The sequence below is a fragment of the Paraburkholderia sp. RL17-347-BIC-D genome (genome assembly GCF_046027915.1).
GTDB lineage: Bacteria > Pseudomonadota > Gammaproteobacteria > Burkholderiales > Burkholderiaceae > Paraburkholderia.
Genome location: NZ_JARESS010000026.1, coordinates 52,018 through 78,004 on the forward strand (window position 1 = coordinate 52,018; position 25,987 = coordinate 78,004).

Here is a 25,987-nt window from a genome sequence, read left to right on the forward strand (position 1 = left end):
TCGCACAAAGGGCGGCGATGAAGCAGTGGGAATCGCCATATCTTGGGTGTCGCGCCGAAATTCGTGGCACCCGTCGCGCTGGCCCTATTCTGAGGGATTTCCCGCTCCCTTGCCGCGGCACTCCTGAAGTTTTATCAGGTCGCTGGTTCCTCGCCAGGCGTCGGGTAGCGGCGGCGCTGCATTGATAGGGCCCTGGGGGCTACCGTCGTCGTGCGACGACCGACAAAAATTCCCTTCGCTCACTACATGGATTGTTCTACAAATATCGTTTATGGACTACGATAGCGTATAAGTGGGCCAAAAGGCTGCTTGACAATCTTTCCATGGGTTTCGTCTGCCGTGTCGCCAGCTGTTGGGAAGTGCTTCGATGCGGTCCGGCGGTTCACATGGCGGGAATTTCAATATTTTGATCTTTATTTCGACCCTGCTATTAGGATATTTCGCAATATGGCTTCGCGTCCTGAGTCCAGCGCAACAACTTCACGAAGAATGCCTAGGGAGGAGCGGCGCAAAGTCATTCTGGATCATGCGATCGCATATTTTGCAGAAGTTGGTTTTTTTGCGGACACTCGGGCGCTCGCGGAGCGTGTCGGTGTAAGTCAGGCAATCCTTTATCGACATTTCGAGAGCAAGGACGCGCTGATTGCGGCAGTATTTGAGCGGCTAACGACGCAGCAAGACGTGGGCCGATGGGAAAAAATCATCTCCGACCGTTCCACCCCGCTCTTCGACAGGCTGCTATTGTTCTTCGAACACTATTCGGCCTCGACGTACACGTTCCAGTGGATTCGCATCCATATGCACGCGTCTTTGCAGGGCGGAGATTTCAACCGGCAATACATTCAAAAAGTCACGGAGCCGCTGCTTAGGCTGATCGCCAGGGAAATCAGAAGGGAACTCGGTTTTTCCTCAAATCTGATCGGGCGGGTGTCGGATATGGAAATCGAGCTGCTCTGGCTTTTTCATTATGGCCTGTACTATCACCCTTTCAGGCAGCATGTATATGGGCTGACGCTGACCGTTTCTTCCGGTGACATCATCAGACACGGTCTGGTCGGTGCGCTGGCGTCTGTCGAGCAATATCTCCGGAGCCGATACCCGGATATTGCGCTCTCGCCGGAGCGACTGGTGGGTCTGCTCCCGGTGAGCGCGGGCACCGACGTGCATGCAAACGCCACAGTGTGCTCCGCACCCAACAACCAGACTGCTCCCCGGCCGGGTTCTGACCTATCCCGGCAGCGAGCTCCGCGCCAAAAGCGGACGAGATGACAACGGTGGAGGGTATGTGAAACCTTTGCGTCCCGGCCAGACCCTCGCCGGGTAGCGGCGTCTGCAGTATGCGTATTGAATCGCCGCGGCCAAGCTTCTGGTGCGGGTGCAAATTCGCCCCAATCGGTTGTTCGTCTGCTATCTGTGGGACTTCGTTGAGACGTGCCTTTTCAATGGAAATGGCAAGCAGGTCGGCGGGTGCAACGATCCGGCTATCGTCTCAATCCAAAAACGTTGACCTTCTACGCCACCGGCTTCCAGTCCGCCAACCCAAAGGAACTATTTTGTACGCCTGGTTGGGGTTGTGCACAACAATGCGCATTCCTGGGCAATCAGGCATTGCTTGCTCCGGATTTCTTTGGTGTCCAGACAGAACCCGCAGCGATGACCTCCGACATCGATAGCCGTCACACGTTCGACCGATTAATGGCAATCGACTAATCGTTGTCGGGAGGTGAGCCAGGAATTGTTGCGCTCCCTGGATGGGCAGATAAGACTTGGTGAGGAAGTAAGTGGTATCCGTTTACGCGCGCGGTCTCATTGGTCGGGGAGGCCGTTGGCAGCCGCGAGGTTGTGTCGAGCGTTCTCGTGGATGTCTTTTGCACGGTTGGTTAGGGCGCACTACGCCGTAAATTACGACGGAAAGCGCGTGACGAGCGGCGCATGAGGCGTGCGTTACGGATGCGAACTTTCCTCGAGGCATCTACACCGATGCACTTCGTCGCGTGGACAAGTCTCTCGTCAAGCCTGCTAAACCTTCCGGCGGACGTTCGCCCAGAGAAGACGCAAAAGGCGTGTCGGCGAATAAATTGCCACGATCTCATTTTTTGTGTGGCGCTCGGAGTGGCAGGGTGAAATTTAGCTGCCGACCGACTGCATGCGGACTATGGTACCTCGCTGTCTCGAGGTACCATAGTCCAATGCCCTGCTCAGAAAAGACGCTTGATGCCCGCGGAGAATGCCACCTGTTTATCCGATGAAGAGGGCGACAGGTAACCGATTTGGGCTACCGCCGACCTTCCTAGCGAGTCAATGCCAGTCGCGTGTTGGAACGCACCGGTTAAATATAGGTCTGTTGCCTTCGACAACGAATAGGCGGCGCCGAGATTCCACTGTTCGTATTTTGCTCCGGTCCTGTCACCGGCGCTCCCACCGTACGTGTAATCGAATGACGTCCCGAAGCGCAGGAACGGCGTCGCTTGGTAGCGTAAGTTGATGCCAGCAGTGCTGAGCGTTGTCGAGCCACTATAGGAAAGCGTGTTGAGGGAGGCCATGGAGCCAAGTCCACGGAACTGCGTATTCGAGTAGTTGACGCCGAAAATTACCGCGCCTGCCGTGTAGGTCGTCGCGACCGAGATAGTCTGCTGCCTCTCGGCAGATGCAAATCCGGCAATCGCTGGGTTGGATTCAGCAGTCGTCGAAGACCCCGCTGAACCAAAGTTATTGCCTGTGGCGCTTGCATTCGCGTTGGTGCCATACAGTGAGTTGTTCGGATTCCTGGCGCTACTGACTGACGCTGCAAACGAAAAGACAGCACCGGTATAACTGGTACCCGCCGACCACACCTGATTTTGTCCGGGGCTGCCTGCGGCACCGCCCAAGCTGTACAGCGCGCCAAACCGAAGGCCGTTGTATGAGGCTGATAGATACTTGATCGAATTATTGATGCGATGTGTAAAGTTCAGATTGTCATAGTCGTCCGGACGGATCGCGAGGTTGCCCCAGGAAAATGCGTACAGCAACGGGGATACGAATTCGACGGACGTGTCGCCTTGGCGTCCCAAAGTGAGCCTGCCGTAACGGCTTTCGGAAAAGCCGACCCACGCCTGCCGCCCGAATTCGGTGCCACCTTGCCCCAACGTGCCGTTGTTGATATTAAGTCCGCTCTCGAGTTGAAAAATTGCGTTTATTCCGCTGCCTAGATCCTCGCTGCCCTTCACACCCCAACGGCTTGTTCCCAGTCCCGAGGAGCTTCCGTCGAGTTGGGCCACCTGTGCTCCCCCGATGGGCTTCCCCGAGCTGGGCGTTGCCCCAATCTGTACGTTATTTGCATATGTGACGTTGCCGGCTACGATGCCGTATAGCGTGACGCTGCTCTGTGCGCTCGCGGTTCCGGCCAAGAAACAGGGAATGCTGAAAGCAAAAAAAATCTTCTTCATAGGAATACGAAATAAGGGGAAATGAGATGATCGGGATAAAATGTTTGCAGATGAGACAGTTGGTCCGTCAGCGGAGAATTGGTGTCCTGAACGACGTCAAATTTCGCTAACGACAGAGATGTCAGCAGCTGCTTGCATAATATTTTCCTAATCCTTGACGTATTTGGTCAAGACTATTTCGTAAATCGGATCAATGTATTCAAGGTCAGGTTATTTATCTGATCCTGATATCCATATGCTTGATGTTGTTAGAAAATCAATGCGAAACGAACTATCTTCCAATGCGGCGAGGTGCTCTTGAAGATGTCCATCGATAGAGAGAGATGCCGCTGACCTTGTTTTGGCCGCGATCAATAGGTTTGCGAAACCAAAAACCAGCACTGAACCGGACACTCGAAATTTTCTGGCAGCTTGACCATTCGCATGATGTTATGCGCGGCTTGCGCGACATGGCACGAGACTTGTGGGCTGGTAATCATGCATTTCACGAGATGATGTAATTACGCCCAATCGCAATCATTCGTCCGACCCTGCATCACTGGGTCATCAGGTGTCGTTGTTGCTCGACAAGAGGTCCCATTCAAAGGAGCCTATCAGGCGGGCGATCGGAGGTTATGGCGTGTATCCATATGAAAGCCTAGTGTAGGTACGACTACCCGGCGTAGAAACAAGCGAACGATACAATCCGTTCTATTGGCAGAGTCACGTGCGTGAGGCGGCTCCGCGGCGCTTCTTTTAGAAATGCCACGGCTCGAAGCAGCATGCCAGAGAGAGTATCGGTTCGAATCGCCGTGCCTCATAGGCTGATTACGCAGCGAGAGACCAGAACGCCACTCGCGAATTTAGATAGGATCTTTAGGAATTCGTTTCTGCTCAGTCGCCTCCCATCGTGGAGACGCTATCCCCTTTTTCGTTGACCGGGTCTCGGACAAGAAGCCGATATTCCTCACCGGTGAGATCATCCGGCGGCGTTGCGCTGAATCTGGCAACGTGAAGTGCTTCATCAGCGGAAAAGAGATCCGATGAGATCGCTTCAACGAGGCGCGGAACACCTGTCCGAAGACTGGCGACATCGCCCAGCAGCCGACCAAAGCTAGGCAGCGCGGCGGCATTGAAGCAGTGTATATTCTCAACGAAACGAGACCGGTCTGGATTGCGAGCCAGGAACCGATAGCCCGACCCTAGATACGGATAGCAACCCAGATTCGCGTCTCTTTCGTTCGCAGGAAGATCGAAGCGGTCCCGCCAAATTGCAATCTCTGAGGCTATCTCTGAAAGTTCGGGTGGCAGCTGTGGGTCAATGCGGAAGCCGGTCCCTAGAATAACGAAATCGAATGAAAAGGAACTATTCGGAGTTCGTATTAGGATACTTCCATCTTCTTCCGATACCGCGTCCCACGGTGAACTAAGGTAGATGCCGAAATTGTCGAAACCTTTGACGCGAGCAATGGAAGCAGCAGTCGGTACCGAGCCGCGTGCTTTGATTAACTGCGCAATGCTCCATTTGTCTCTGTCTTGAAGAAGGTGGAAGTGCTCAATGGCTGGGTAAGAGATGGCCCTGAGACTGGTTGACCTTGGCAGGTCCTCCGCACGACAAAAGAGCTTCACTTCATCGGCGCCGTTCTCGAGAGCGAAAGCAGCAGCGTCGAATGCTGACGAGCCGGCACCCAGAATGGCTACCCGGGAATTGGCGACTTTTGAAGCGTCGAGAACGGAGTAGGCATGTGCGTAACGATCGGGCCGCAGCCCTTTGCGTATGACGTCCGGGATATCGGGTTTGCCGATGCCTGCCACTCCCGTAGCAAGCACGAGCTTCCTCGTCCGTATCGTGCGGTGACCTCCTGGCGTATCAAGGGAAAGGTCGAGCGCGGTGCCGACCCCTTTGACCGAGGTGAGTTTCGTCTGGAAGCGTATCTCGACTCCCAGAAGTCGACGGAGCCAACGGAGATAATTGTCCCAGGAGATCCGGTCGATCAGCTCGATAGCTGAATAGGCGTCCTCACCAAACTGCGCTTCGAACCAGCTCCTGTAGGAGAGGTTAGGAATCCCGATCTCGGGACCGATGTTGGCTTTCGGCGTTCGGAGGGTCGACATATAGGCCTTGTCCCGCCACATTCCCGGAGCATCGGGTTCAGAGTCGTCAAAAATTATGACGTTGTGAACACCTGCTCTGCGCAAAGACGCAGCGACTGCTACGCCACTTTGACCAGCGCCTACAACGACCACGTCATGGTCCACTCCATTGGTCTGCGGGACCCAGTTTTGTGGCTCATCTCCCAGAAAGGCGAAGGCTCGCCGTGCCTCATGCTCCAAAATCTCAATCGACATGGCACGATTTCCAATTCTGTTGATGCAGGAGACGGAAACAATCAGACATTGCTCGTCTCCAGTGCTGCAATGATCTCGATACCAAGTGTATAACCCGCCACGCCGACCGTTATCAGGGCGGTTTCGGCGACGGCAAGTAGATCTGACCGCGTGGCACCCGCTCGGAGCGCTGCCCAGGCGTGCAGCGTCGCGGCATGCTCTTTACCCAGCACGACCAATTGGCCAAATTGGACGAGCTGTTGGGCCTTTAGTCCTAGAGCACTTTGAAGGAGGACTTGGGAGCGCAGTTCTTCCAACAACGCCGCGACCTGCCCTCGGCCGAGGGGTTCGACGGTGGACCAGCGTTTGCGAACAGACCCGGGAACCTCGCCAAATAATTCGACGTAGGCCTGCTCATATCCGGGCTTGGAAGTCTTTAGAAGATCGTTGTCAATGCTCATATCTAATCCTTATGAATTTAGGTTTAAGAGTGGGAGGGCGTTTGGTCATCGTTCCTGACATTTCACAGTCGGTGCCATCACGTTTTTTCAGGCGGACATGCTCTTATGCGGGAACCATGACTAGAGGAACAGTTGAAACGGCCGATACCAGTTCAGCAGTATAAGGATGCCGGGGATTCTTAAAAATCTCCATCGCAGCGCCAGCTTCGACAACGCGCCCATTTCGCATAACTAGCACACGGTCGCTCAGGTGATGAACGACACCGAGGTCATGCGAAATGAAGAGATAGGAAAGCGACGTTTCAGATTGCAAGTCCCACAACAGATCGAGGATTTGTGCCTGGATGGAAAGATCGAGAGCAGATACTGGTTCATCGCATAGCAATAAACGGGGCCTGGTGGCCAGTGCTCGAGCGATGGCCACGCGCTGCCTCTCTCCGCCGGACAACTCCCGCAATTGCTTATGTAGATGACGTCGGGAGAGTCCCACCCAGTCGAGAAGCTTGACAACCTCAGCCGCTACGGCCGTGCGATCAAGCATACGCGTTTCGTTGATGGCTTCAGTGACGCTGCGTTCGACGGAGTAGTGTGGATCAAATGCCCCCAAGGTATCCTGTGTGACGATTTGGATCGCGGCACGCCGATCGCGCCGCTCCGCTTCGGGTAGCGCTGACCAGGGCAGCCCATCGAGACGTATTGCTCCTCGATCGGGCCGTAGCATTCCCATGATGAGTCTCGCCACCGTGCTTTTGCCGGAGCCCGACTCTCCTACCAGACCTACAGTTTCTCCGCGTCTGATCTCGAATGAAACGTCCTCGACGGCATTTTTGAAGGTTCCATCTACATTCGCGTACCGTTTTCTCAAACCGCTAACTGCGAGAATCACTTCGTCAGTAATGGGCTTGCGATCGCCGAGTTTGAGGCCTCGCGGTGAATGAAGATTGGTAGACGGTAATGGACTGGGGAGCGAAAGACGATACCCTTTAGTCATGCCGGATGGAATTGCATGGAGCAGGCGACGGGTGTACGGATGTGCCGGCTGGGTCAGAACTGCATGAGTCAATCCGGCCTCGACAACCTCACCTTCCCGCATCACGATGATCCGATCCGCAATTCGGCCGATCACACCGATGTCGTGACTGATAATCACCAGTCCGGCGCCTCGCTCGACAAGACTCTTAAGGAGAGCAACGATTTGCCCTTGAATGCTAACGTCGAGAGCGGTGGTTGGCTCATCGGCAATAATTAGCTTTGGCTGTGCTGCGATTGCTGATGCGATCAGTGCCCGTTGCCGCAATCCGCCCGAAAGCTGATGTGAGAAGCGCCGGGCATACAATTCGGGTTCCGGAATTCCGACGTCCGCAAGGAGCTTTAAGGCGCGCGCCTTCGCTACTTGGGCAGACACGCCTCCGGGAGCACGGATAGCCTCGACCACCTCGCTGCCCACATTGCGCAGTGGGTCAAGTGAAACCAGCGCGTCTTGAAGTACGAGGCCAACCTCCTTACCGCGCAGGTTGCGCCACTGGTGTTCGGAGAGCTTCTGCGTGTCTTGCCCAACCACGTAAAGCTTGCGAGCAGAAACACGGGCGCCCGGTCCGGCAAGGCCGACAAGCGAGCGCATGGTGACGGATTTTCCCGAGCCGGACTCACCGACTACGCCGAGAATTTCCCCAGGGTAAACGTCGAACGAGACATTGCGCACGGCCATGATCTCGCCGCGGTTCGGTGCGGCAAATGAAATCGAAAGATCGCGCACCACAGCGAGAGGCTGTCGGAAACTTGAACTGAGGGTCAATGCAACCTCCGCTTCTCATAGATCGATTGGGCGCGTTTGCCGAGAACAGTGAGCGAGATAACAAGAAGCGTGATCATCGCACCGGGAAAAACACCCGCCCACCAGGCAATTCGCAGATTGCTGATCGCTTCCGAGAGCATGAAACCCCACTCGGGGGTTGGTGGCCGGGGGCCAAGACCGAGGAAGCTGAGACCTGCTGCATTGATGATTGAATACCCGAGGCCAAGCGTCGAGAGAACCGGAAGTGTCCCTATGGCATTCGGCAGAACGTGCCGCAATATCGTTCGGGTCCGCGCCTGTCCGAGCGTTCTCGCATGCTCCACATAACCGGATGTCATCACAGTGCGCGTTTGCGCTCGGGCGACGCGGGCAAACTTTGGAATCGAGGCGACCCCTAATGCTACGATCAGATTGGCAAGACCGGGGCCGAGCAACGCGATCACAAGGATCGCGAGGAGTAGTTCGGGAAAAGAGGCGATCACGTCGAGAAGCCTCACGATTGCCTGGTCTACCAACGGGCGGCTCACGCCGGCGATGATACCCAGCGGCATAGCGACGGCTAGGGCCAGCACCACGCTTCCAAGTCCAATCAGTACGGAGTAACGCGCGCCGTGGATTGTCCGGCTAAACAGATCGCGGCCAAGCGAATCTGTTCCAAAGAAATGGTCCCAGCTTGGGGGCTGAAGCATCGCTGAGAAATTCGGGGCCGTTGAGCTCTGTGCCGCTATCAACGATGGCGCAACGACCGCGAGGATAGTCAAAGCAATGAATAGTGCGGAAAGCCAGATGTCCAGATTAGTGATCAAGCGCCACTTGGGGGTACGCTCTCGGGACATCCACGTCTCGGTGAAAATACCAGGCATTGTCTTACCCATGAGCAGTTTCCGCCTCGTCCCGCAGTCGGGGATCGATAAGCGTATAAATGATGTCAATGACGCTGCTTACGGCGACGTAAACAAAGCCAGCCAGAAGGGAAACCCCCATCACTACGGGCGTGTCTCGTGACAAGACGGCCTTCACCGTCAACGTGCCGATGCCGGATCGCCCGAAGAGTTGCTCTACCACAAATGTACCTGTTAGCAGGCTGCTAACTAGCCAGCCGGCGACAGTGATCGCCGGTAGTGCGGCATGCCGCAGACCGTGACGAATGCTGAACCCGATATCCGAAATGCCGCGAGCTTTGGCTGATAGCGCAAACGGCTCGCCAACAGCTTTATTAATGGCGTTGCGCATGATTTGAATAAGCTCGCCTGCCATGCGCAAACCCAGCGCGGCAGCGGGCAGAATCACGACAAGAAATGGATTCCCCCCCACAACGGGCAATAGGTCTAACTTGAATGACATAAGAAACATGAGCAGGATGCCAAGCCAGAAAGTTGGCGTGGACACCAGGAGCAGCTCAACGAAAGATGCGATTCGAGCGGCCCACGGTGTACCCGTTCCCGTCAATACAATGACGATCAACGCAAAACAGATAGCGATAACCCCGGCAGCTGAGGCCAGCTCAAAGGTAGGCACGATACGTGTGGCGATGGCAGTGGCAACAGGGGTTGAGAGCGTATACGATTGACCAAAGTCGCCACTCACTACCCGTCCGATATAAGACAGATACTGTTCGTAAAGAGGTCTATTTAAGCCCCATTCGGCAGCGGCCGCCTCACGCGAGACATCGGTGGCGGCGTTGCCGACCAGAGCGTCGACGACGTCGCCAGGCGCGAGTTGCAGCGAAAAGAAAACGAGCGTTACCGCAGCGAACAGGACGATCAGGGAGACCGCGATTTTTTTCGCAACGAACTTGCAGAGTCGTGTCCGGCCATTCCGCAAGTGCTTGCGCGCGGAGATTGCAGACGAGCTGTGGTTAGAATCAAGACAATTGATCTCAGAATCGCTCACGCCAATTTCGCACGCGCAGGATTCTAGCTGGCGCCGCTTGCCTTTGTGGATTTCGTTCATAGCGTATCCCATTACTGCTGCACGTCGCCGTATCTAGAAGAAGTTTCTCGGCAAGCTCACCTCGTTGACGAGGTGGTCGCCTATGCCGCGGGCCTTGTGCACACGCGGATTGTGCGAAGACAGTGTGCGTGCGTTGCGCCAATGACGGTCGAGCCCTAGCTTTTCACTGGTCGCGGAAGCTCCCCCGACATCAAGCAGCAGTGATGCAGCTTTGAGCGCGAGTTCGTCCACCGTCAATTTGGCGTTGGCTGCGGCAAGCGAGGCGGTCTCACCGGCTGATCCAAAATCCTCATCTGCATGAAACGCGTCTGTGACCCTTGCGAGCGCTGGAACGGCAGCTTCGACAGCAGCTTTGGCAGCATACGCGTAAGAGGAGAGATAGCCGATCTGCTCAAGCAGTAGAGGATCGTCCTGCGGTCGCTCCGCGGAACCGTGCTGGTAGTTCCTTTTTCGTGTACGCAAGAGTTCTACTGCATCAGCGGCGATATTCCCCACAATTCCCGCGACAACAGTGGTCATGTATAACTGACCAAAGACACTCTGCTTGGGGAGTCGGTCGCCACGCATGATGTCTTCTTTCGAAATATCGTCCTCTGATACCAGTACGTTCTCAAATAGGGTCGTGCCGCTGCCTGTCAAACGTTGTCCGAAGCCATCCCAATCATCGACAAATGTGATGCCATCTCTAGTGGAGGGTAAGTCAATCCATTGTTGGACTCCGTGAGAGTCAGTGGCAGAAACCCAAACATAGTCGGAGAAAATGCTGCCGGTGCTGTAGAACTTCTTGCCGTTCAACAGATACCCTGAGTCACCGGGTTGTAAGCTCGTATCGATGATGCCCATCTTGGTCTGGTGGTTCTCGGAGTTGGCACCACCAAGAATTGCACCGTTCACGACACGCCGCAGTCTCTCGTTTCGCCACTCTCCTTCGGGAAAGGTGAGTAGTAGTTCGACGTGAAGGTAATGATTTCGCAGCGCGTGAGCGATATTTGGATCAGCCACGCTGAGAGCGTAAATGAAACGGAAGAGATGGTTGAGACTCCAGCCATGTCCGCCACACTCGATGGATACACGCACCGAACCCAAACCCTCTTCCGCAATTTCCCTGATCTCGGAACGCGGTAGGTGGCGAAGTCGTTCCCGTTCCGCAGCTCCGCTCTGGAGCTTGTCGAGGAAGTCGGAAATAACTGGATTCGATTCGAAATTCGGCTCGAGCAACGGATTACGCTCAGGACGTCGCTTATTTGTAAATGTCATCGTTGGGTTTCATGTCATATTTGGGAGAGGGCCGGCAGGGGGCTAATCGTTCAGTCCGAGTCCGTAGTGACCACGCAGCGTGTCGTGCTCGTACTCGCGGCGGAAAATGCCACGATCCTGCAAAATTGGTACGACGTGGTCGACAAAATCGGAGATTCCCTTAGGAAGCTCGGCAGGCATGATGTTGAAACCGTCAACGGATTCTGTTTCAAACCAGTGCTGGATTTTGTCTGCGATCTGTTCCGCTGAGCCAACAGCCACGGCATGCATCTCGACAGCGGCGTTTTTTAGGGCAAGTTGGCGACCGGTGAGTTTTTCGGCTCGCGCTTGCCGCAGGATCGACCCCGTGTGTCCTACCCCTGTTAGTAAGGCCTGAGGTATGACGTCCCACGGGAGCTCACTATCCAGATGCGCGAAGAATAGGTCTTTTGGCAAAAGGGTACGAGAAGCAAGCTCGGCAATCGCCACTTCCAACGGAATAAGTGAAAGAAGATGTTCGGAACGTTCCTTCGCTTCACGTTCGGTTGAACCGACGATGGTAATCAGTCCGGGAATGAGTTTAATCGCATCCGGATTTCTTCCTTGAGCCTGAGCCCGGCTGCGCAACTCCGCCCGATATTTGAACGCATCCTCCCGAAAGGGCTGGGTGGAATAAACCGCGTGCGCGAAACGAGCTGCCAGCTCGGTCCCGGCTTCCGAGCCCCCGGCCTGGACGATCAAAGGAGATCCCTGGACGCTGGGAGGTGTCACTAACGGCCCTTGAACCTTGAAATGCTCGCCCACGTAGTTGATTGGATGTACCTTCGCGCCGTCGACATATCGGCCGTTCTCCGCATCAGCAACAAGCGCGTCGGGTTCCCAGCTCAACCATAACGCCTTGACGATTTCAAGGAATTCCTTGCCTCTTGCATAGCGTTCCTCTTTAGGCAACGCGGCATCAAGAGAGAAATTCCGCGCCGCGTCATCTCCCGCTGTGACCACGATGTTCCATGCGGCTCGGCCGCGACTAACGTGATCGAGGCTCAGAATGCGACGCGCGAGATTGTATGGCGTGTTGTAGCTGCTCGACGCCGTCGCGATCAAGCCGATCTTTGAGGTTACTGCGGCGACATAGGATAAGACGACCGTTGGATCCAGGGGGCGGAATGTCTGATACTCCGCCTTAGGGGACCAATAGCCTCCATCGGCAAGGAACAGCGCGTCGAACTTGCCTCGCTCGGCAATTCTGGCCAACTCCGCGAAGTGGTCGATGGCGACAAATGACGCGGCCGGTCTTTCACCTGTCCGCCAGGCGCTAGCGTAGACACCACCGGGAATTGGATTCAGGTTAAGTATTACATGCCGATGTTGACTCATTGATCTTGCCTTTCAAATGTGAAAAGACGTTGTATTCATGCCCTTGTTGCGCGGGCATGCCGCGGAGCAATGGGAAGCAAAGCCCCGTGAACAAGACTATTTAGTTCATCCAGATATCGTAGGCATAGGGTCCAATGTAGCGCCGCTTCAACGCAAAACTTGTATCCACGTTATGCACTGTAGATTTTGCAGCGACGTTGCTCTGGCGCTCGGCGATGGGGAGCACGAGCTTCTTCTCAAGCACCACGTAGCGGTCAATTTCCTGAAGGTACCGGGTTCGATCTTCAAGGGTGATTGCTTCCGATTGTTTGGTAAGCAGTTCATCGAGCCGGGGGTCACGAATCTTCGAAAAGTTCATCACGCCGGTGGCAGAGAACAGGTAGATAAAGCTGATTCCCTGGTCGTATCCACTGACAGAGGTGTGGAATATCGAGTATCTATTTTCTTTGCGCTTGGCAAAACCTTGAGCCTGATCGACCGTATCCAGTGTCAGTTTGATACTTGCATTCTCGCGAAGAGCCTGTTGGGCGGCCTCGGTAAAATACTTGTCACGACCGGGGAGCCCTCGGTCCAGAAGCACGAGCTCCAATGGTTCACCCTTGGCGTTCGTGCGGATTCCTTCGCTGTTTCGACCCGTCCATCCAGCCTCGTCAAGGAGAGCATTCGCTCTTGCCACGTGATTCGAATAGGCTCCTTCAAGTTGGGTGCTATAAAAATTAGAAGTCGACGGTATATGTGACCAGGCATGTTTTGCCGTACCTTGATAAATGTTCTTGACCAGAGAGTCGACATCCAGGGAATCCTGCACGGCTTCCCGGACGCGAATGTCGTCTGTCGCGAACCCATTCACGTTGAAGTACCAGACCCACGGTACGCCGTTCTCAGGGACGGAGACAAACTGGAAATTTGGGTTATCTTTGAACAGGGGTATATCGTTGAGATCGACGCTATCGATCAGATCTACTTGCCCTGACGTGAGCAGACCCGCGCGTACCGCCGAGTCCGAAACCTTTTCGACGACAACCTTGTCGAGATATGCCGGCCCGGTATGTCTGGCGTTGCCGGCAGCCCAGTTGTATTTGTCGAAGCGCTTGTAAACGAGTCGCTGGTCAGGGATGACCTCGGCAAGCTCGAACGGCCCAGTTCCTTTAAGGCTGTTGCCAAGGTCGGTTTTCTGCAGGTTCTTGATCGAGGTAGGCGAGGCGATCGAGCCAGCCAGGGTAGCAATATTGGTCAGGAACGCTGCATCTGGACTGTGCAGTTGAATCTGAACAGTGTAGTCGTCGATAACTCGAACCACTTTAAGCTGCCGGAACACACCGTCCTTATACGACTCGACCCTTGCAAGCGTTCCATTGTAAAGGGCATCGAAAGTCGTCTTCACCGCTTTCGCGTCGAACTTGTCTCCATCCTGGAACAGGACATCGTGCCTCAGATGAAATGTGTAGGTCTTCCCGTCGCTGGAGACTTCCCAGGACTTGGCTAGCGAAGGATAGTAATGGAGGCTACCGTCAACTTTGATCAGGGATTCGAACTGATTCAGAAAGATACCGGTCCAACTATTGTCGAAGGGAATCAGATTATATGGAGGCAGCTTGCTGATAGCGACGCGCAAGGTGCCGCCGTGCACGGCGCCTTGTTTGGGGCGCGGTGGCATCGACTGGCTATCCACCTTCTTGATGAACGAGCCTGTCACAAGGCAAGCGATCAATATCGCGCCGATCGCGGCAACGACGGTGCTTGACTTGCTCATAATTTTCCTTCCGGTTACGTTCTTAAATGTTCACAGATCGAGGTGAATGTATGTGAACACTCTTTTTGAGTCAAAGATTGATTGCTGCTATGGTTATGAACATACTGGGAGAAAACCTGCCGCGGTCATTGGCATCCGGCACCTGCGGGCGCGGCACGTCGCGTTGTTTTGTAACGAGGAAAAGTTCTTCTGCTCACCAGCCCGTGTGCGATCCAATCAGTAGCTTCGGCGTGCATGCAGTTTCACCTTTTTTGCCAGACGCTGGTAATATGTTCATAAATGAGATATGAACATAAATACCTCGCATAACGAAATTAGGGCCGATCTTGGGGTGGGATTGTGAAGATATCGGCGGCGCGAAGAAGGGCGCGTGATATCGTCGCGAAATTGGGGCGGTGGCTGTCACACAACCGGCGCCGCTTGCGGACTTGGGATTGTGTGCAAGGCATCACGAGACATCTTTTGCCGGCAGCACGTATCTATCCGACGGGACATCAGGACTTATGACGCAACGGAATCAAACTACCGACGCAACTCGTTGGCTGAGAGACGAGATTGACGATGTGAGCGCGCGCGGCATTCGGCACAGGATGACCGAGCTCATTCGGAGCGGGTACCTTCACGTAGGAGCACCGCTTCCCACTGTGCGAGATATTGCCCGCGAGCTAGGGGTTAGTGTAGGTTCCGTCGCCGATGCCTGGGCGCAATTGCGCGCTGACAAGCTGATCGTCACGCGGCGCAGAGGCGGCACAATTGTCGCCACCGGGGAGACCGCAAAGAGCGGTGCGATGCCAGTGGCGTCTAGCCGGTGGTATTCCGTTGATTTGGCGCAGGGTACGGCAGAACCGAACCTGCAACCTCACTTGGGAAAAGCGCTGTTGGCAAGCCTGCAGAGCGCGACGCTTAACGCGCCTGACAGCGAGGCGATCAGCAATGCACTTGTCGCTGCCGCGCGGCCGACCTTTCCGTTCAAGCCGGACGCTTGGACTGCATCCGGCGGTGGCACAGAAGGAGCGCTGCTGGCCTTTGAGGCGGTATCAAAGCGCGGGTGCGTTGTCGCTATCGAGGAGCCGACGAGCCCCAGAATCCTGGACGCGTTTAAGGCCCTTGGGATCCAGCTTATTGGTGTTCCGTGCGATCGGGAAGGTCCATTGCCCGATGGACTGAAGTCTGCCTTGCGGTACAACCCATCGGCCTTCGTCTATCAGCCCCGCGCCCAGGTTCCTCTTGGCCATCGCGTAAGCGACCGAAGAATAAAGGAACTGGCCGATGTGATATCGAATCATGATGACAGAGTCGCTGTAGTGGAAGATGACAACATCGGCCCGATAGCAACGGCAGACGTCTCCAGCATGGGAAGTTATCTGCCTGATCGCGTGCTCTACGTGCGCGCTTACTGCAAGACATACGGTGTGGATTTGCGCACAAGCATCATTGCCGGTTCCGCGGAGCTTGTGGAACGAGCACGGCAAATGCGTTCCCATGGCACGGCGATGACTAGCCGCATTCTGCAGGAAGCGGTTGCGTACCTCATTACAGACCCGGAAACTGAATCGATCATTGATCGGGCGCGACTGTGCTATGCCCAACGACGCCAGCGCTTGCGGGAAGCGCTGAACCTGCGAGGAATGCCGACCGACGAAGGAGACGGATTTGTTCTCTGGTTGCCTGTTGCTGACGAGAATGCCACGCTGCTGAATCTTGCCTCGTTCGGCGTCAGTGTTGGAGCGGGAAGCAAATGCTTCGTCACTCCGCAAAGCGCGGGCCATCTGCGGATAGCGACCAGCCGGCTACCCGATGACTACCAGTCTGTCGAGCAGCTCGCCGATATCATCGAGAAAGCGGTCGCCGGCCGTGCCCGCGTTGAATATGAATAACGGCACGGGATCTCGTGACACTGAAGGTTCATTCATGAGAGTTTAACCGGCCTCGTAAGCCGATAGCCTGGGCGCCGAAGGGCGCTCCATTGTCGATTCAATGGCGAACGCACAGACGACCACGCATCGCTGGCCACACCCGTTTTGTGTCAGCAGGCGACGGCTGGATTCTTTTTTGATGCGCCCGCGGTGCTGCTGGCGGCGGCAGCTGAATTTTCGCCGACGGGCGGTAAAGGGCGCGGCGTACGATTTTCGTCTGTAGCGACAAACGTGAGCGTCGCCTCTGTCACTTTAACAACATCCGCTGCCATGCCCATGCGTTGAGCAAACACCTCCACATTGACGGTGATCGACGTCCGCCCTTCGCGAACGATTTTGGCATAAAAACTCAACAGGTCGCCGATGAATACGGGCTGCCTGAACGTGAAGGAATTGACCGCGATGGTGACCACACGGCCATTCGCGCGTTGGCTAGCGGGAATCGACCCGGCGATGTCGACGTGCGACATGATCCAACCGCCAAATACGTCGCCGTGGACGTTGGCGCTCGCGGGTTGAGGAACAACGCGCAGCACAGGCATCGTGTCTGCCGGAAGTTGCCGTGGTGAATGGGTAAGGGACATAGTTACCTTTTGAAAGAGCGTGGAACGGCGCTGCGGAAGTGAGCGTTCTGTGTCAATGCGGTACTCATTCCGCCACGCTATCTCCAACTACACCATCGTCGAAGTCGTTACTTTCTCTGCAGTTTGAGGATCCAACGATTTCGCGACGGTAGCGGCGACGGTCCGATATTCAGTTAGCCATTTTTCCCGTTTTATGCCAGCTGCGTGGACATTGCGCTCCTTGACGTGACCGAAGCCGCGAATCTCATCCGGCAGGTTGGCGAGTTTCAGCGCGAGATCGAAGTTCGTGCTGTCGAGTGACAGGCATAGCTCTTCCATCAGTGCGATGTACTGCTCAATCAGCTCCCGCTCATTACGGCGTTCTGCCGTCTTGCCGAATACGTCGAGCGCTGTGCCGCGCAGGAACTTTAGCTTTGCCAGCGTACGGAACATCGTGAGCGTCCATTGGCCGAACCGCTGCTTCTTCAGATGTCCATCTTCGGCGCGTTTCGCGAGCAACGGCGGAGCAAGATGGAATACGAGTTTGTAGTCGCGTCCGGGTTCGCCTTCGAATTGCGCGCGTAGTTTGTCCATGTAAGCCGGATCCGCGTAGAGACGCGCAACTTCATACTCGTCCTTATAGGCCATCAGTTTCGCGAGATTGCGCGCAACAACTGGCGTGAGACGTAGTTTCGCGCCTGCGGCAAACGCATTTTCCGTTGCTCGCACGCGCTCGGCGACCTGGACGTACCGCGCCGCGTAGCGCTCGTTCTGGTAAAGCGTGAGCCGTTCGACCTGACGTTCGATGAGTCGATCCAGCGACTCTGGCATCTGTACGACGATCGCCTGCTGCTGGCCGGTACGAGGTGCAAAAGTATCGGTCGCGGCTTCGCCGTGGTGCGCGACGTAGCGACCCCATTCGAACGCTAGGCGGTTTTTCTCGACGGCGACACCATTCAGTTCGATCGCCCTGTCGAGGCTCTCATAACTGACTGGCAGCCAACCGCGTTGCCACGCGAAACCCAGCAGCAATGGATTGGCGTAAAGCGTGTCGCCGAGCAGCGCCAGCGCAAGCCGGTTTGCATCCAGGAAAGCACAATCCTCGCCCATGCTTTCGCGTAAGTCGTTCTGCGTTTGATCGGCGGGAAAGGTCCAATGCGGATCGCGGACGAACTGCGCGGTCGGCGTCGCGCCGCTATTGATCACGGCCTTCGTTATGCCGCGTTGCGTGCGAGCGAGCACTTCGGCGGAAGCCGAGACAATGGCGTCGCAGCCGAGAATCAGGCGTGCCTCGCCAGTGGCAACCCGCGTTGCGTGCAATTGATCCGGCGTCGCGGCGATCTGCACGTGACTCAGTACGGCGCCGCCTTTCTGCGCGAGGCCTGCCATATCGAGTACTGTCACGCCCTTGCTTTCGAGGTGGGCTGCCATCCCGAGCAAGCCACCGATCGTTACCACGCCGGTACCGCCGACGCCCGTCACCAGCACGCCGTAAGGCTTCGACAAAGAAGCAATAGCGGGTCGAGGGAGCGCTGAAAAGTCCGGCAATGCTCCGCCTGAAGTGTCCTTGGCGGCCTTCTTCACCTGTGCGCCTTCAGCCGTGACGAAACTTGGGCAAAAGCCGTTCACGCATGAGAAATCCTTGTTGCATGACGACTGGTTGATCTTGCGTTTGGTGCCGAGTGGCGTATGCAGCGGTTCGACGGAAAGACAGTTGGATTGCACCGAACAATCGCCGCACCCCTCACATACCGCGTCGTTAATAAAAGCGCGCCTGGCCGGATCGGGATAGGTGCCCCGCTTGCGACGCCGGCGCTTTTCTGTCGCGCAGGTCTGATCGTAGATCAGAATGCTGGTGCCTTCGACTTCGCGCAACTCACGCTGTAGACGGTCGAGTTCATCGCGATGATACACGTTCACGCCTTCAGGCAGACGCACGCTCGCATCGTATTTTCCGGGCTCGTCGGTGACGATCAGTACCCGCTTTGCGCCTTCAGCGACGACCTGGAATGCGATCTGTGGGACCGTCAGTACACCGTCTACCGGTTGACCACCTGTCATCGCGACAGCGTCGTTGTACAACACCTTGTAAGTGACGTTGGCGCTCGCCGCGATCGAGGCGCGAATCGCCAGAAGACCCGAATGAAAATAGGTGCCGTCGCCGAGATTCACGAACACGTGACGCTCGTTCGTGAAATGCATCTGACCGGTCCAGGCGACACCTTCGCCGCCCATCTGGCTGAATGTCTCCGTATTGCGGTCCATCCACATCGTCATGTAATGGCAACCGATACCGGCAAGCGCCCGCGAGCCTTCGGGTACGCGCGTTGATGTGTTGTGCGGACAACCGGAGCAGAACCACGGCTGGCGTTCCGCAACCGTGCGCGGCGTGGCAGCTTCGCGTTCCTTGGCTTCGATGACGGCAACGCGCGCTTCAATCCGTGCTCGCAGATCGTCTGGCAGATCGGCCCTCGCCAGACGCCGCGCAATCGCCTTCGCGATCAGTGCGGGGGAGAGCTCGTAATGCGCCGGTAGCAAGGTCTGGCCGCGCGGCACCGACCACTCGCCGCCTTCGTCATCGCGTTGATCGAACTTGCCGAACACTTTGGGGCGAACGTCGTCACGCCAGTTGTACAGTTCTTCCTTCAGCGCGTACTCGAGGATCTGGCGCTTCTCTTCGACGACGAGAATTTCGTCGAGACCGGTCGCGAAATCGCGGGCGTTCTGCGCGTCGAGAGGCCACACGCAGCCCACCTTCAGCAGGCGAATACCGATGCGCGCGCAGGTTTCGTCATCGAGCGACAGATCGGCGAGCGCCTGGCGCGTGTCCAGATACGCTTTTCCCGCGGTCATGATGCCAAGCCGCGGTGTGGCACTGTCGATGACAATGCGGTTTAGCCTGTTTGCGCGAACATACGCTAGCGCCGCGTACCACTTGTGGTTGAGCAGTCGCGCTTCCTGTGCGAGGGGCGGATCGGGCCAGCGGATGTTAAGCCCGCCTTCGGGCATCTCGAAGTCGTCCGGCAAGACGATCTGCAAACGATCTGGATCGATATCGATTGATGCGCTCGATTCGACCACGTCAGTCACACACTTCATTGCGACCCACAGACCTGAGTAACGGCTCATCGCCCAGCCGTGGAGGCCGTAGTCGAGATACTCCTGGACACTCGCCGGATAGAGCACTGGAATCCCGCTCGCGACAAACATATGCTCGGACTGGTGCGCGACCGACGACGATTTCGCCGCGTGATCGTCGCCCGCGAGCACGAGGACGCCACCATTCGGAGCGGTGCCCGCGGCGTTGGCGTGCTTGAAGACATCGCCCGTGCGGTCGACACCCGGCCCCTTGCCATACCACATCCCGAACACGCCATCCACCTTCGCGCCTGGCCACAGGTTGAGTTGCTGCGTTCCCCATACGGCCGTGGCGGCAAGATCCTCGTTAACCCCAGGCTGGAACACGACGTTGTGTTCCTCGAGGTGCTTCTTCGCCTTCCATAAACCTTGGTCGAGCGCGCCGAGCGGCGAGCCTCGATAGCCCGACACGTAACCCGCCGTATTCAGGCCGGCGAGCCCGTCGCGTGCCTTCTGCAGCATGGGCAGACGGACCAGAGCCTGCGTGCCGCTCATATAAACGCGGCCTTTTTCGAGTGTGTATTTATCGTCGAGCGAGACCGTGGCAAGTGCTTCACGCAGGGGAGCCGATAGCGGGGCATTCATGGAAGGGAGTCTCCGAGATGTTATTTGATGGGGAGTATAGGAAGCGGAATTTCGATCGTAAAATCACAAATACCAAACCCTGCTATTCGAAAAACACATGTCAAAAGACATCACCTTGCGGCAGATGCGTTACTTCGTGGCCGCCGCGCAAAGCGGACAGTTTTCGATGGCGGCGACTGCGGAACATGTATCGCAATCGGCCATCACGAACGCGGTGCTCGCATTGGAGGACACGCTCGGAACGCGGCTGTTCGATCGGTTGCCGCAGGGCGTCGCGCTGACCCCTGAGGGTCAGGATTTTCTGAATCACGCGCGTCACATCCTCGATTCCGTGCGCGACGCCGTTTATAAAGCACCGTTCCGCTCACATGATCTGAAGGGGACCGTGCGCGTTGCCGCGTCGTATACGTTGCTCGGCTATTTCCTGCCCGAACTGCTGGCTCGATTTCGCGCAACGTATCCTGATGTCGTGATCGATCTGCACGATACGGATCGAATATCGATTGAGCAGGCAGTGCTCGATGGGGACGTCGATCTCGGTGTGGTGCTTCTGTCCAACGTCGAGAACGTCAGGCGTTTCAGCCACCATGTGCTAATCCGCTCGCGCAGGCAGCTTTGGACCTCGCCAACGCATCCGCTCGCGCAACTCAGTGCGCCGTCGCTCAATGATGTCGCTGGTTACCCGTACATCCTGATTACGGTGGACGAAGGAGAGCAGTCGACTCTGCGTTACTGGCAACAGAACGGCGTAGAGCCGAACGTGGCGTTTCGCACGAGCTCGATGGAAGCACTGCGCGGTCTGGTCGCACATAGTTTCGGCGTGACCATTCTGTCCGATATGGTGTTCCGGCCTTGGTCGCTGGAGGGCAAGCGGATTGAGGCGCGACCTATTCTGAATGCAGTGCCGCAAATGGACGCCGGCATGCTGTGGCGCAATGGCGCGAGGCTCGATACGCCGGCTTTGGCGTTTCAGCAGTTCCTGATCCATGCATGTGGGAGTTGAGGGAAGGAACTGGGGACCGGTTTGTTTTCAATGCTGAGTGGCTAGCCAATCACGCTTCCCGCGTAATTTCAATTGTTGAGCCTAGCGAGCCGAAATTCGGGGAGACTGTCAATATCAATTTATGTTCGCTGTTAACAATCTTCCCATCCTGTCGCGGGGTAAGACTCATGTGTGCGCTTGTGCCTCTTCGTGCTCGGGGCGGTCGGCCCTTTCGACGTTGTGCGCGCCGCTTTCGAACTAGACTCGCCCAAGATCATTTCGCAAATGACCATTGTGTTCTTTCGATCATTTACCAAGGCAGAATTGAGGTGGTGGCTGATAATAAAGCCATCGAAGGCGAACACGGCTAACTGGGCGATGGAGGTGGCATCGAAACGGTCCCCGCGGTCTTCCGGCAGGTATCCGGTGATCAACTTCTGCATATGCTGGTTCAGCATATGCAATATCGTTGGGTGACAATTGTCCGCACCGATCGATACAGCCTGCGCCTGCATGAAGTTGCTCATGTAGTTGTCACGCGCCAGCGGGACATCATGCCAGAAGCGCCAAAAGACGATTGTGCGCTAGGCCCGTGGCCATTACAGCAAAACATAGAGAGGGTAGCGGCCCGCCTGGCTCGGAAATTCCGAGGATCCGTCCGCCCGCACCCAGTTGCTGAACTGCGGGCGGTTGGCGCACGAGCCGGCCCTGCTTCTGCCGGAGGACAGAGACGTCCGCGACCCAGCGGGCGTTAATCAACTGACCCATACCACCCATACCAGCGAATCCGCCACGCCTCGAGTCCGCTCGTGGCGTCGTCGCTGAGCGGGACTGGAACGTTTGACTAGCATTCTATGGGAAATCTCACTTCTTTGAGACGTCGGCCTCTCCTGTTGGCTGGATAGCTCGCGCTCGCACATTCTATTATTAACGATTATAGTTCGTTTATTAGAAGGCCGCTAACTGGTTCTCTACGCCTTCGCACGGCTGTGCCACCCGCCAACAACAAGATGCTCGGGATAGGAGACAACGCATTGTTTAGCAAAGAATATAATATTGATGATTTTCGAGAGGCGGCTCGCAGACGCCTCCCACGTGGGCTCTTCGACTATATCGATCGGGGCACCGAAGACGATGTCGCGCTCAAGAATAACCGAACGTCATTCGATAGAATCAAATTGCTCCCGCGGGTTCTTGCCGGGTCGGCGATCGGAATCTGAGCGTCGAGATTCTCGGCCGTCGGCACAGTTGTCCCTTTGGCATCGCGCCAACAGGACCAGCGGGATATCTTTGGTACAAAGGAGAGATCGAACTGGCGCGGGCAGCGTCGCGCCTCGGCGTCCCATTCATCCTCTCCTGTGCCGCCACTGTTCCGATGGAAGAGGTGATCCGCGACGGATACGACGGACAGAAATGGTTTCAGCTCTACTTTTCCGGTGACCGGCTTCAATCAATGCGCACAATCGAGCGCGCATGGGGCGCGGGCTTCAAGACCCTTGTCTTCACCGTCGATTCAATAGTCAGCCCCAATCGTGAGTTCGCTGCCAAGAGCGGCTACACGGTTCCACCAAAGCTCCGCCCCGGAATCGTGCTCGATGCGATGATGAGGCCAAGTTGGCTGGCATACACTTGGGGCCGCTACATGGTCAATGGTGGCTTGCCGAAGATGATGAATTACCCGTTGCCCGATGTTCGAAGCATCGGCCAGTCCAGCCCCGCGCTCAAGGACGATTCGATCGATTGGGCGACGCTTGCGGAGATCCGCGCCGCGTGGCCCGGAAAACTCGTCGTCAAAGGCATATTGAACCCAAGGGACGCTATCGCCTGTGCCGAAGCCGATGTCGACGCCGTCATCGTGTCGAACCATGGTGCCCTCCTTGTTGACAGTTGCGTCGCGACGATAGACGCGCTCGGCCCTGTCGTCGATGCGGTGGGAAGTCAGATCGAGGTTTATTTGGACAGCGGCGTCAGGAGGGGATCGGATATCGTGAAGGCTCTCGCTCTTGGCGCAAGAGCGGTTTTCCTGGGACGCGCGACTCTTTACGCGTTGGCGGGCTCGGGGGAGGCCGGCGTCGTTCGCGCGCTGGAATTATTGCGTGAAGAAGTCGACCGCACCTTGGCATGCCTGGGAGTCAGCAGCGTATCGTACCTGTCTCGCGACCATATAGCGGCTGCTCCATGACTCGGACAAATCCGCGCCGCGGCACACAAGGGGCCTTCAAGTAGGCTTAAAGTGGCCGCGAGCCTTGCAGGCTCGCTATGTGAACGCGTTACGTTTGAGCAACCTCTCGCGTGTTCTGGCAGACAGCTAGGTTTCGACGCTAAATCCGGGCTCGTTGCAGCCTGATCTGCTGCGGCTCGCCATGGAAGTCCGCTGACCCACGCTTCTTTCTTCGTGCGAGCTCGAAGGTCATGCATGTGATTGCGGGCGAGTGCCGCCTTGCAGCTGAACCCATTTGTCAAACTTGACGGAACGTATTTTTGCATCGCCACGGGCAAGGATATTGATCCTTTGCTGCACCATGAGCGATCGACGAGGCTTGCATCAGGCTAAACTCGATATTGCGATAGACGGCAGCATTGCGCATGCGAGCATCATCAAGCGCGGCAAGCCGCGAATTTAAGTTGAGCTAGTCGGTGTAGGCGTCGAGGGCGACATAGTGGAGGGCTTGTGGCAGGCAACACGGAGTGGAGTTGGCCGCTAATTGAATGTGTACGGAGGCGATTGACCGCGCGGGCTTGATTTGGCGGCGCCAAGGTGGCATTGCCGCAGTCGTGCGCGATGGGCAGAGGCGGCAGTTCGGAGCCGACGGTTCTATCGGCCGCGACGCACGCTTCGCGACTGCCGCTGGCCAGCACGACCAACATCATGCGCGGGCCAACCTCATTGATCTATGAGTTGGGTAATTAACGGCTCGCAACGGGGACGCGCCTGCGAGCCTTGATCTTGCCATCGATTTGCGGAATGATTTCTTCCTTGAAAAGCTTGCGCGTGACGTTCACAAATTCTGTCACAATGGTCAAGCGCGGCTGGTGCGCTGGGGGTGCCATGGCGACCTCATACGACACCGCGGGTTCCAGCCAACGGCATACCGTCCCAGGGTACCGCGTGTAAGTGGCGGAGAATGGGTCGCATATCGTCAGCCCTAGGCCACCCGCCACCATCCGGCAGGCTGAATGATGCCAAGGTAGGTTCGGCCGGCCGTTCAAAGATCACTCCACCCGCGTCCATCGCCACCTCAAGTCGCATCCACATAGGGCTGTTGGTGCTAAGAGAAATCAGCGGCTGACTATGCAAATCGTCGATCCTGATGACTTTCTTTCGTGCAAGAGTGTGGGTGCTGGGAATGGAATGATATCGATTTCCGGGTATTCGCCCCCATGAGTTGCACGGAACCTTTATCCATCTGACTAGCTGCGGACAGCTCAGGAATGCTCAACGAAGGAATCATGTTCAGTGCCGAAACTAGCAACCAGTTGAGAGCTATTTGCCCGCGGCGAGGGGGGCCTGAAGCCGTCTTGCCTCATTTACGAATAATCTCCACACGCACAGTCGCTTGCTGTCGGTCATGATTCAAATCCGAATAGCCGCCGTTCGACAGGGTTGGGACCGGCATCTCGCAATACAAGGACTTTTTCTATCAAAATATCACGCCAACTACCCGGCGTCCGCGAAGTAATCACCGGAGTAGTAATGACTTGGGTCAAGGAAGCGAGTGCTCTGGCTGTAGTATAGGGCCGCAGGCGAGCACCTCGTCGAGCATGTCGAGCATCATCGCCCAACTGCGGCGGGTAGCGCGTGCGTCATAATGGAATCCGGCTAGACCAAGCCTCTCTATCCCGACATTGGTGAAGGCGTGCTGCACGCCGCCGAACAGATGCATTTCCCAGGCGGCCCCGGCCGCCGCCATCTCGGCGGCGAAGGCAGCGCGATCGTCTGCCGGCGCTAGCGGATCTTCGCTGCCGACCATCATCATTACGCGCGCATCGATCGGGCCTTCAGGCGTGGCGTTGGGGCGTTTTAGGCCGGGATGAAAGCCGATGGCGCACCGGATGGAGGCACGCGCGCGGGCGAGTTCCATCACCGTTATCCCACCTTGACAGAAGCCAACGGCGCCAATCCGTCCGGGATCGACCCGGGATTGGCTCACGAGGACGTCGAGGGCCGCAATCGCGCGGTCGCGGATCAGGAAAGGCGTCTCCATCAACTCGGCATGGCGACGCCGAGATTCTGCCTGGTTGAAGCCGATAGAGCCATGGAGGTCGAGCGCAAAAGCGACATAGCCGAGCTCCGCGAGTGCGTCGGCACGCTGATGCATCAATACGGACAGGCCCGGCGCTTCATGCGCCAGCAGCACGCCGGGCGCTTTTCCAGACGCATCGCTCCCGTCGGCGAGATAGCCGGTCATGCGAAGGTCTGCATGAAAATAGTCAATTGTCTGGCGTTGGATCTGCATGTTCCACCACGGTCGGTTATGGCTGGCAGATGGGGC

17 protein-coding genes and 1 pseudogene are annotated in these 25,987 nt (G+C 56.6%); 5 read left to right on the top strand and 13 right to left on the bottom strand.

Features of this window, described 5'->3' with window-relative positions:
- Window positions 1-447: 447 nt before the first annotated feature.
- Entirely contained in the window at window positions 448-1,269 is an 822-nt protein-coding gene (locus P0D96_RS29170) for a TetR/AcrR family transcriptional regulator (protein ID WP_408316925.1), read from the top strand.
- A 198-nt stretch (window positions 1,270-1,467) separates the two neighbouring features.
- Window positions 1,468-1,710, top strand: coding sequence for a hypothetical protein (locus P0D96_RS29175; RefSeq protein WP_408316927.1), 243 nt, complete (start codon window positions 1,468-1,470; stop codon window positions 1,708-1,710).
- Between the two features lie 488 nt (window positions 1,711-2,198).
- Here the strand turns inward: P0D96_RS29175 and P0D96_RS29180 are convergent, their stop codons facing one another.
- From P0D96_RS29180 to P0D96_RS29220, 9 genes are all read right to left on the bottom strand, one after another.
- A complete protein-coding gene (locus P0D96_RS29180) occupies window positions 2,199-3,428 on the bottom strand; it encodes a porin (RefSeq protein ID WP_408316929.1) in 1,230 nt (409 codons plus the stop codon).
- Between the two features lie 873 nt (window positions 3,429-4,301).
- Window positions 4,302-5,756 carry a SidA/IucD/PvdA family monooxygenase gene (locus P0D96_RS29185; protein WP_408316931.1) on the bottom strand — a complete coding sequence of 485 codons (1,455 nt, stop codon included), beginning with the start codon at window positions 5,754-5,756 and terminating at the stop codon, window positions 4,302-4,304.
- Window positions 5,757-5,797: 41 nt separating this feature from the next.
- Window positions 5,798-6,196: a carboxymuconolactone decarboxylase family protein gene (locus tag P0D96_RS29190; RefSeq protein ID WP_408316933.1), complete on the bottom strand. Its 399-nt coding sequence runs from the start codon at window positions 6,194-6,196 to the stop codon at window positions 5,798-5,800.
- A 103-nt stretch (window positions 6,197-6,299) separates the two neighbouring features.
- Window positions 6,300-7,991 (bottom strand): dipeptide ABC transporter ATP-binding protein, encoded by a 1,692-nt coding sequence (locus P0D96_RS29195; protein WP_408316935.1) that lies wholly within the window; start codon window positions 7,989-7,991, stop codon window positions 6,300-6,302.
- Window positions 7,988-8,866, bottom strand: a complete 879-nt coding sequence (locus tag P0D96_RS29200; RefSeq protein WP_408316937.1) for an ABC transporter permease — start codon at window positions 8,864-8,866, stop codon at window positions 7,988-7,990. The genes P0D96_RS29195 and P0D96_RS29200 overlap by 4 nt, the downstream gene beginning before the upstream one ends.
- Window positions 8,859-9,944: an ABC transporter permease gene (locus tag P0D96_RS29205; protein WP_408316939.1), complete on the bottom strand. Its 1,086-nt coding sequence runs from the start codon at window positions 9,942-9,944 to the stop codon at window positions 8,859-8,861. Before P0D96_RS29205 ends, P0D96_RS29200 begins: the two co-directional genes overlap by 8 nt.
- 33 nt (window positions 9,945-9,977) lie before the next feature.
- The gene (locus P0D96_RS29210; protein ID WP_408316941.1) at window positions 9,978-11,201 is read right to left on the bottom strand and encodes an acyl-CoA dehydrogenase family protein; all 1,224 of its coding nucleotides are present in this window, start codon (window positions 11,199-11,201) and stop codon (window positions 9,978-9,980) included.
- A 42-nt stretch (window positions 11,202-11,243) separates the two neighbouring features.
- On the bottom strand, window positions 11,244-12,557 hold the full coding sequence (locus P0D96_RS29215) for an NtaA/DmoA family FMN-dependent monooxygenase (protein WP_408316943.1): 1,314 nt from the start codon (window positions 12,555-12,557) through the stop codon (window positions 11,244-11,246).
- Between the two features lie 100 nt (window positions 12,558-12,657).
- The gene (locus tag P0D96_RS29220; protein WP_408316945.1) at window positions 12,658-14,310 is read right to left on the bottom strand and encodes an ABC transporter substrate-binding protein; all 1,653 of its coding nucleotides are present in this window, start codon (window positions 14,308-14,310) and stop codon (window positions 12,658-12,660) included.
- Window positions 14,311-14,813: 503 nt separating this feature from the next.
- On the opposite strand from P0D96_RS29220, the gene P0D96_RS29225 reads away from it, so the two are divergent.
- On the top strand, window positions 14,814-16,187 hold the full coding sequence (locus P0D96_RS29225; protein ID WP_408316947.1) for an aminotransferase-like domain-containing protein: 1,374 nt from the start codon (window positions 14,814-14,816) through the stop codon (window positions 16,185-16,187).
- A gap of 149 nt (window positions 16,188-16,336) precedes the next feature.
- Here the strand turns inward: P0D96_RS29225 and P0D96_RS29230 are convergent, their stop codons facing one another.
- Window positions 16,337-16,810 carry an acyl-CoA thioesterase gene (locus P0D96_RS29230; RefSeq protein WP_408316949.1) on the bottom strand — a complete coding sequence of 158 codons (474 nt, stop codon included), beginning with the start codon at window positions 16,808-16,810 and terminating at the stop codon, window positions 16,337-16,339.
- A gap of 87 nt (window positions 16,811-16,897) precedes the next feature.
- Window positions 16,898-20,512, bottom strand: coding sequence for an indolepyruvate ferredoxin oxidoreductase family protein (locus P0D96_RS29235; protein ID WP_408316951.1), 3,615 nt, complete (start codon window positions 20,510-20,512; stop codon window positions 16,898-16,900).
- 97 nt (window positions 20,513-20,609) lie between these two features.
- Between P0D96_RS29235 and P0D96_RS29240 the strand changes: the two genes are divergently transcribed.
- Window positions 20,610-21,515 carry a LysR family transcriptional regulator gene (locus P0D96_RS29240; RefSeq protein ID WP_408316953.1) on the top strand — a complete coding sequence of 302 codons (906 nt, stop codon included), beginning with the start codon at window positions 20,610-20,612 and terminating at the stop codon, window positions 21,513-21,515.
- Between the two features lie 131 nt (window positions 21,516-21,646).
- Here P0D96_RS29240 and P0D96_RS29245 read toward each other — a convergent pair whose 3' ends face one another.
- Complete coding sequence (locus tag P0D96_RS29245; RefSeq protein ID WP_408316955.1) at window positions 21,647-22,021, bottom strand: hypothetical protein; 375 nt, start codon at window positions 22,019-22,021, stop codon at window positions 21,647-21,649.
- A gap of 483 nt (window positions 22,022-22,504) precedes the next feature.
- Here P0D96_RS29245 and P0D96_RS29250 point away from each other — a divergent pair.
- Window positions 22,505-23,676, top strand: a pseudogene (locus P0D96_RS29250) (alpha-hydroxy acid oxidase).
- A gap of 1,522 nt (window positions 23,677-25,198) precedes the next feature.
- Here the strand turns inward: P0D96_RS29250 and P0D96_RS29255 are convergent.
- Entirely contained in the window at window positions 25,199-25,951 is a 753-nt protein-coding gene (locus P0D96_RS29255; protein ID WP_408316957.1) for a dienelactone hydrolase family protein, read from the bottom strand.
- Window positions 25,952-25,987: the final 36 nt, after the last annotated feature.

What these genes read in the sequence shown, in the direction of transcription:
- P0D96_RS29170 (WP_408316925.1), top strand. Translation starts at nt 448, where the DNA reads ATGGCTTCGCGTCCTGAGTCCAGCGCAACAACTTCACGAAGAATGCCT.
- P0D96_RS29180 (WP_408316929.1), bottom strand. Translation starts at nt 3,428, where the DNA reads ATGAAGAAGATTTTTTTTGCTTTCAGCATTCCCTGTTTCTTGGCCGGA.
- P0D96_RS29185 (WP_408316931.1), bottom strand. Translation starts at nt 5,756, where the DNA reads ATGTCGATTGAGATTTTGGAGCATGAGGCACGGCGAGCCTTCGCCTTT.
- P0D96_RS29190 (WP_408316933.1), bottom strand. Translation starts at nt 6,196, where the DNA reads ATGAGCATTGACAACGATCTTCTAAAGACTTCCAAGCCCGGATATGAG.
- P0D96_RS29200 (WP_408316937.1), bottom strand. Translation starts at nt 8,866, where the DNA reads ATGGGTAAGACAATGCCTGGTATTTTCACCGAGACGTGGATGTCCCGA.
- P0D96_RS29205 (WP_408316939.1), bottom strand. Translation starts at nt 9,944, where the DNA reads ATGAACGAAATCCACAAAGGCAAGCGGCGCCAGCTAGAATCCTGCGCG.
- P0D96_RS29210 (WP_408316941.1), bottom strand. Translation starts at nt 11,201, where the DNA reads ATGACATTTACAAATAAGCGACGTCCTGAGCGTAATCCGTTGCTCGAG.
- P0D96_RS29215 (WP_408316943.1), bottom strand. Translation starts at nt 12,557, where the DNA reads ATGAGTCAACATCGGCATGTAATACTTAACCTGAATCCAATTCCCGGT.
- P0D96_RS29220 (WP_408316945.1), bottom strand. Translation starts at nt 14,310, where the DNA reads ATGAGCAAGTCAAGCACCGTCGTTGCCGCGATCGGCGCGATATTGATC.
- P0D96_RS29225 (WP_408316947.1), top strand. Translation starts at nt 14,814, where the DNA reads ATGACGCAACGGAATCAAACTACCGACGCAACTCGTTGGCTGAGAGAC.
- P0D96_RS29230 (WP_408316949.1), bottom strand. Translation starts at nt 16,810, where the DNA reads ATGTCCCTTACCCATTCACCACGGCAACTTCCGGCAGACACGATGCCT.
- P0D96_RS29235 (WP_408316951.1), bottom strand. Translation starts at nt 20,512, where the DNA reads ATGAATGCCCCGCTATCGGCTCCCCTGCGTGAAGCACTTGCCACGGTC.
- P0D96_RS29240 (WP_408316953.1), top strand. Translation starts at nt 20,610, where the DNA reads ATGTCAAAAGACATCACCTTGCGGCAGATGCGTTACTTCGTGGCCGCC.
- P0D96_RS29245 (WP_408316955.1), bottom strand. Translation starts at nt 22,021, where the DNA reads ATGAGCAACTTCATGCAGGCGCAGGCTGTATCGATCGGTGCGGACAAT.
- P0D96_RS29255 (WP_408316957.1), bottom strand. Translation starts at nt 25,951, where the DNA reads ATGCAGATCCAACGCCAGACAATTGACTATTTTCATGCAGACCTTCGC.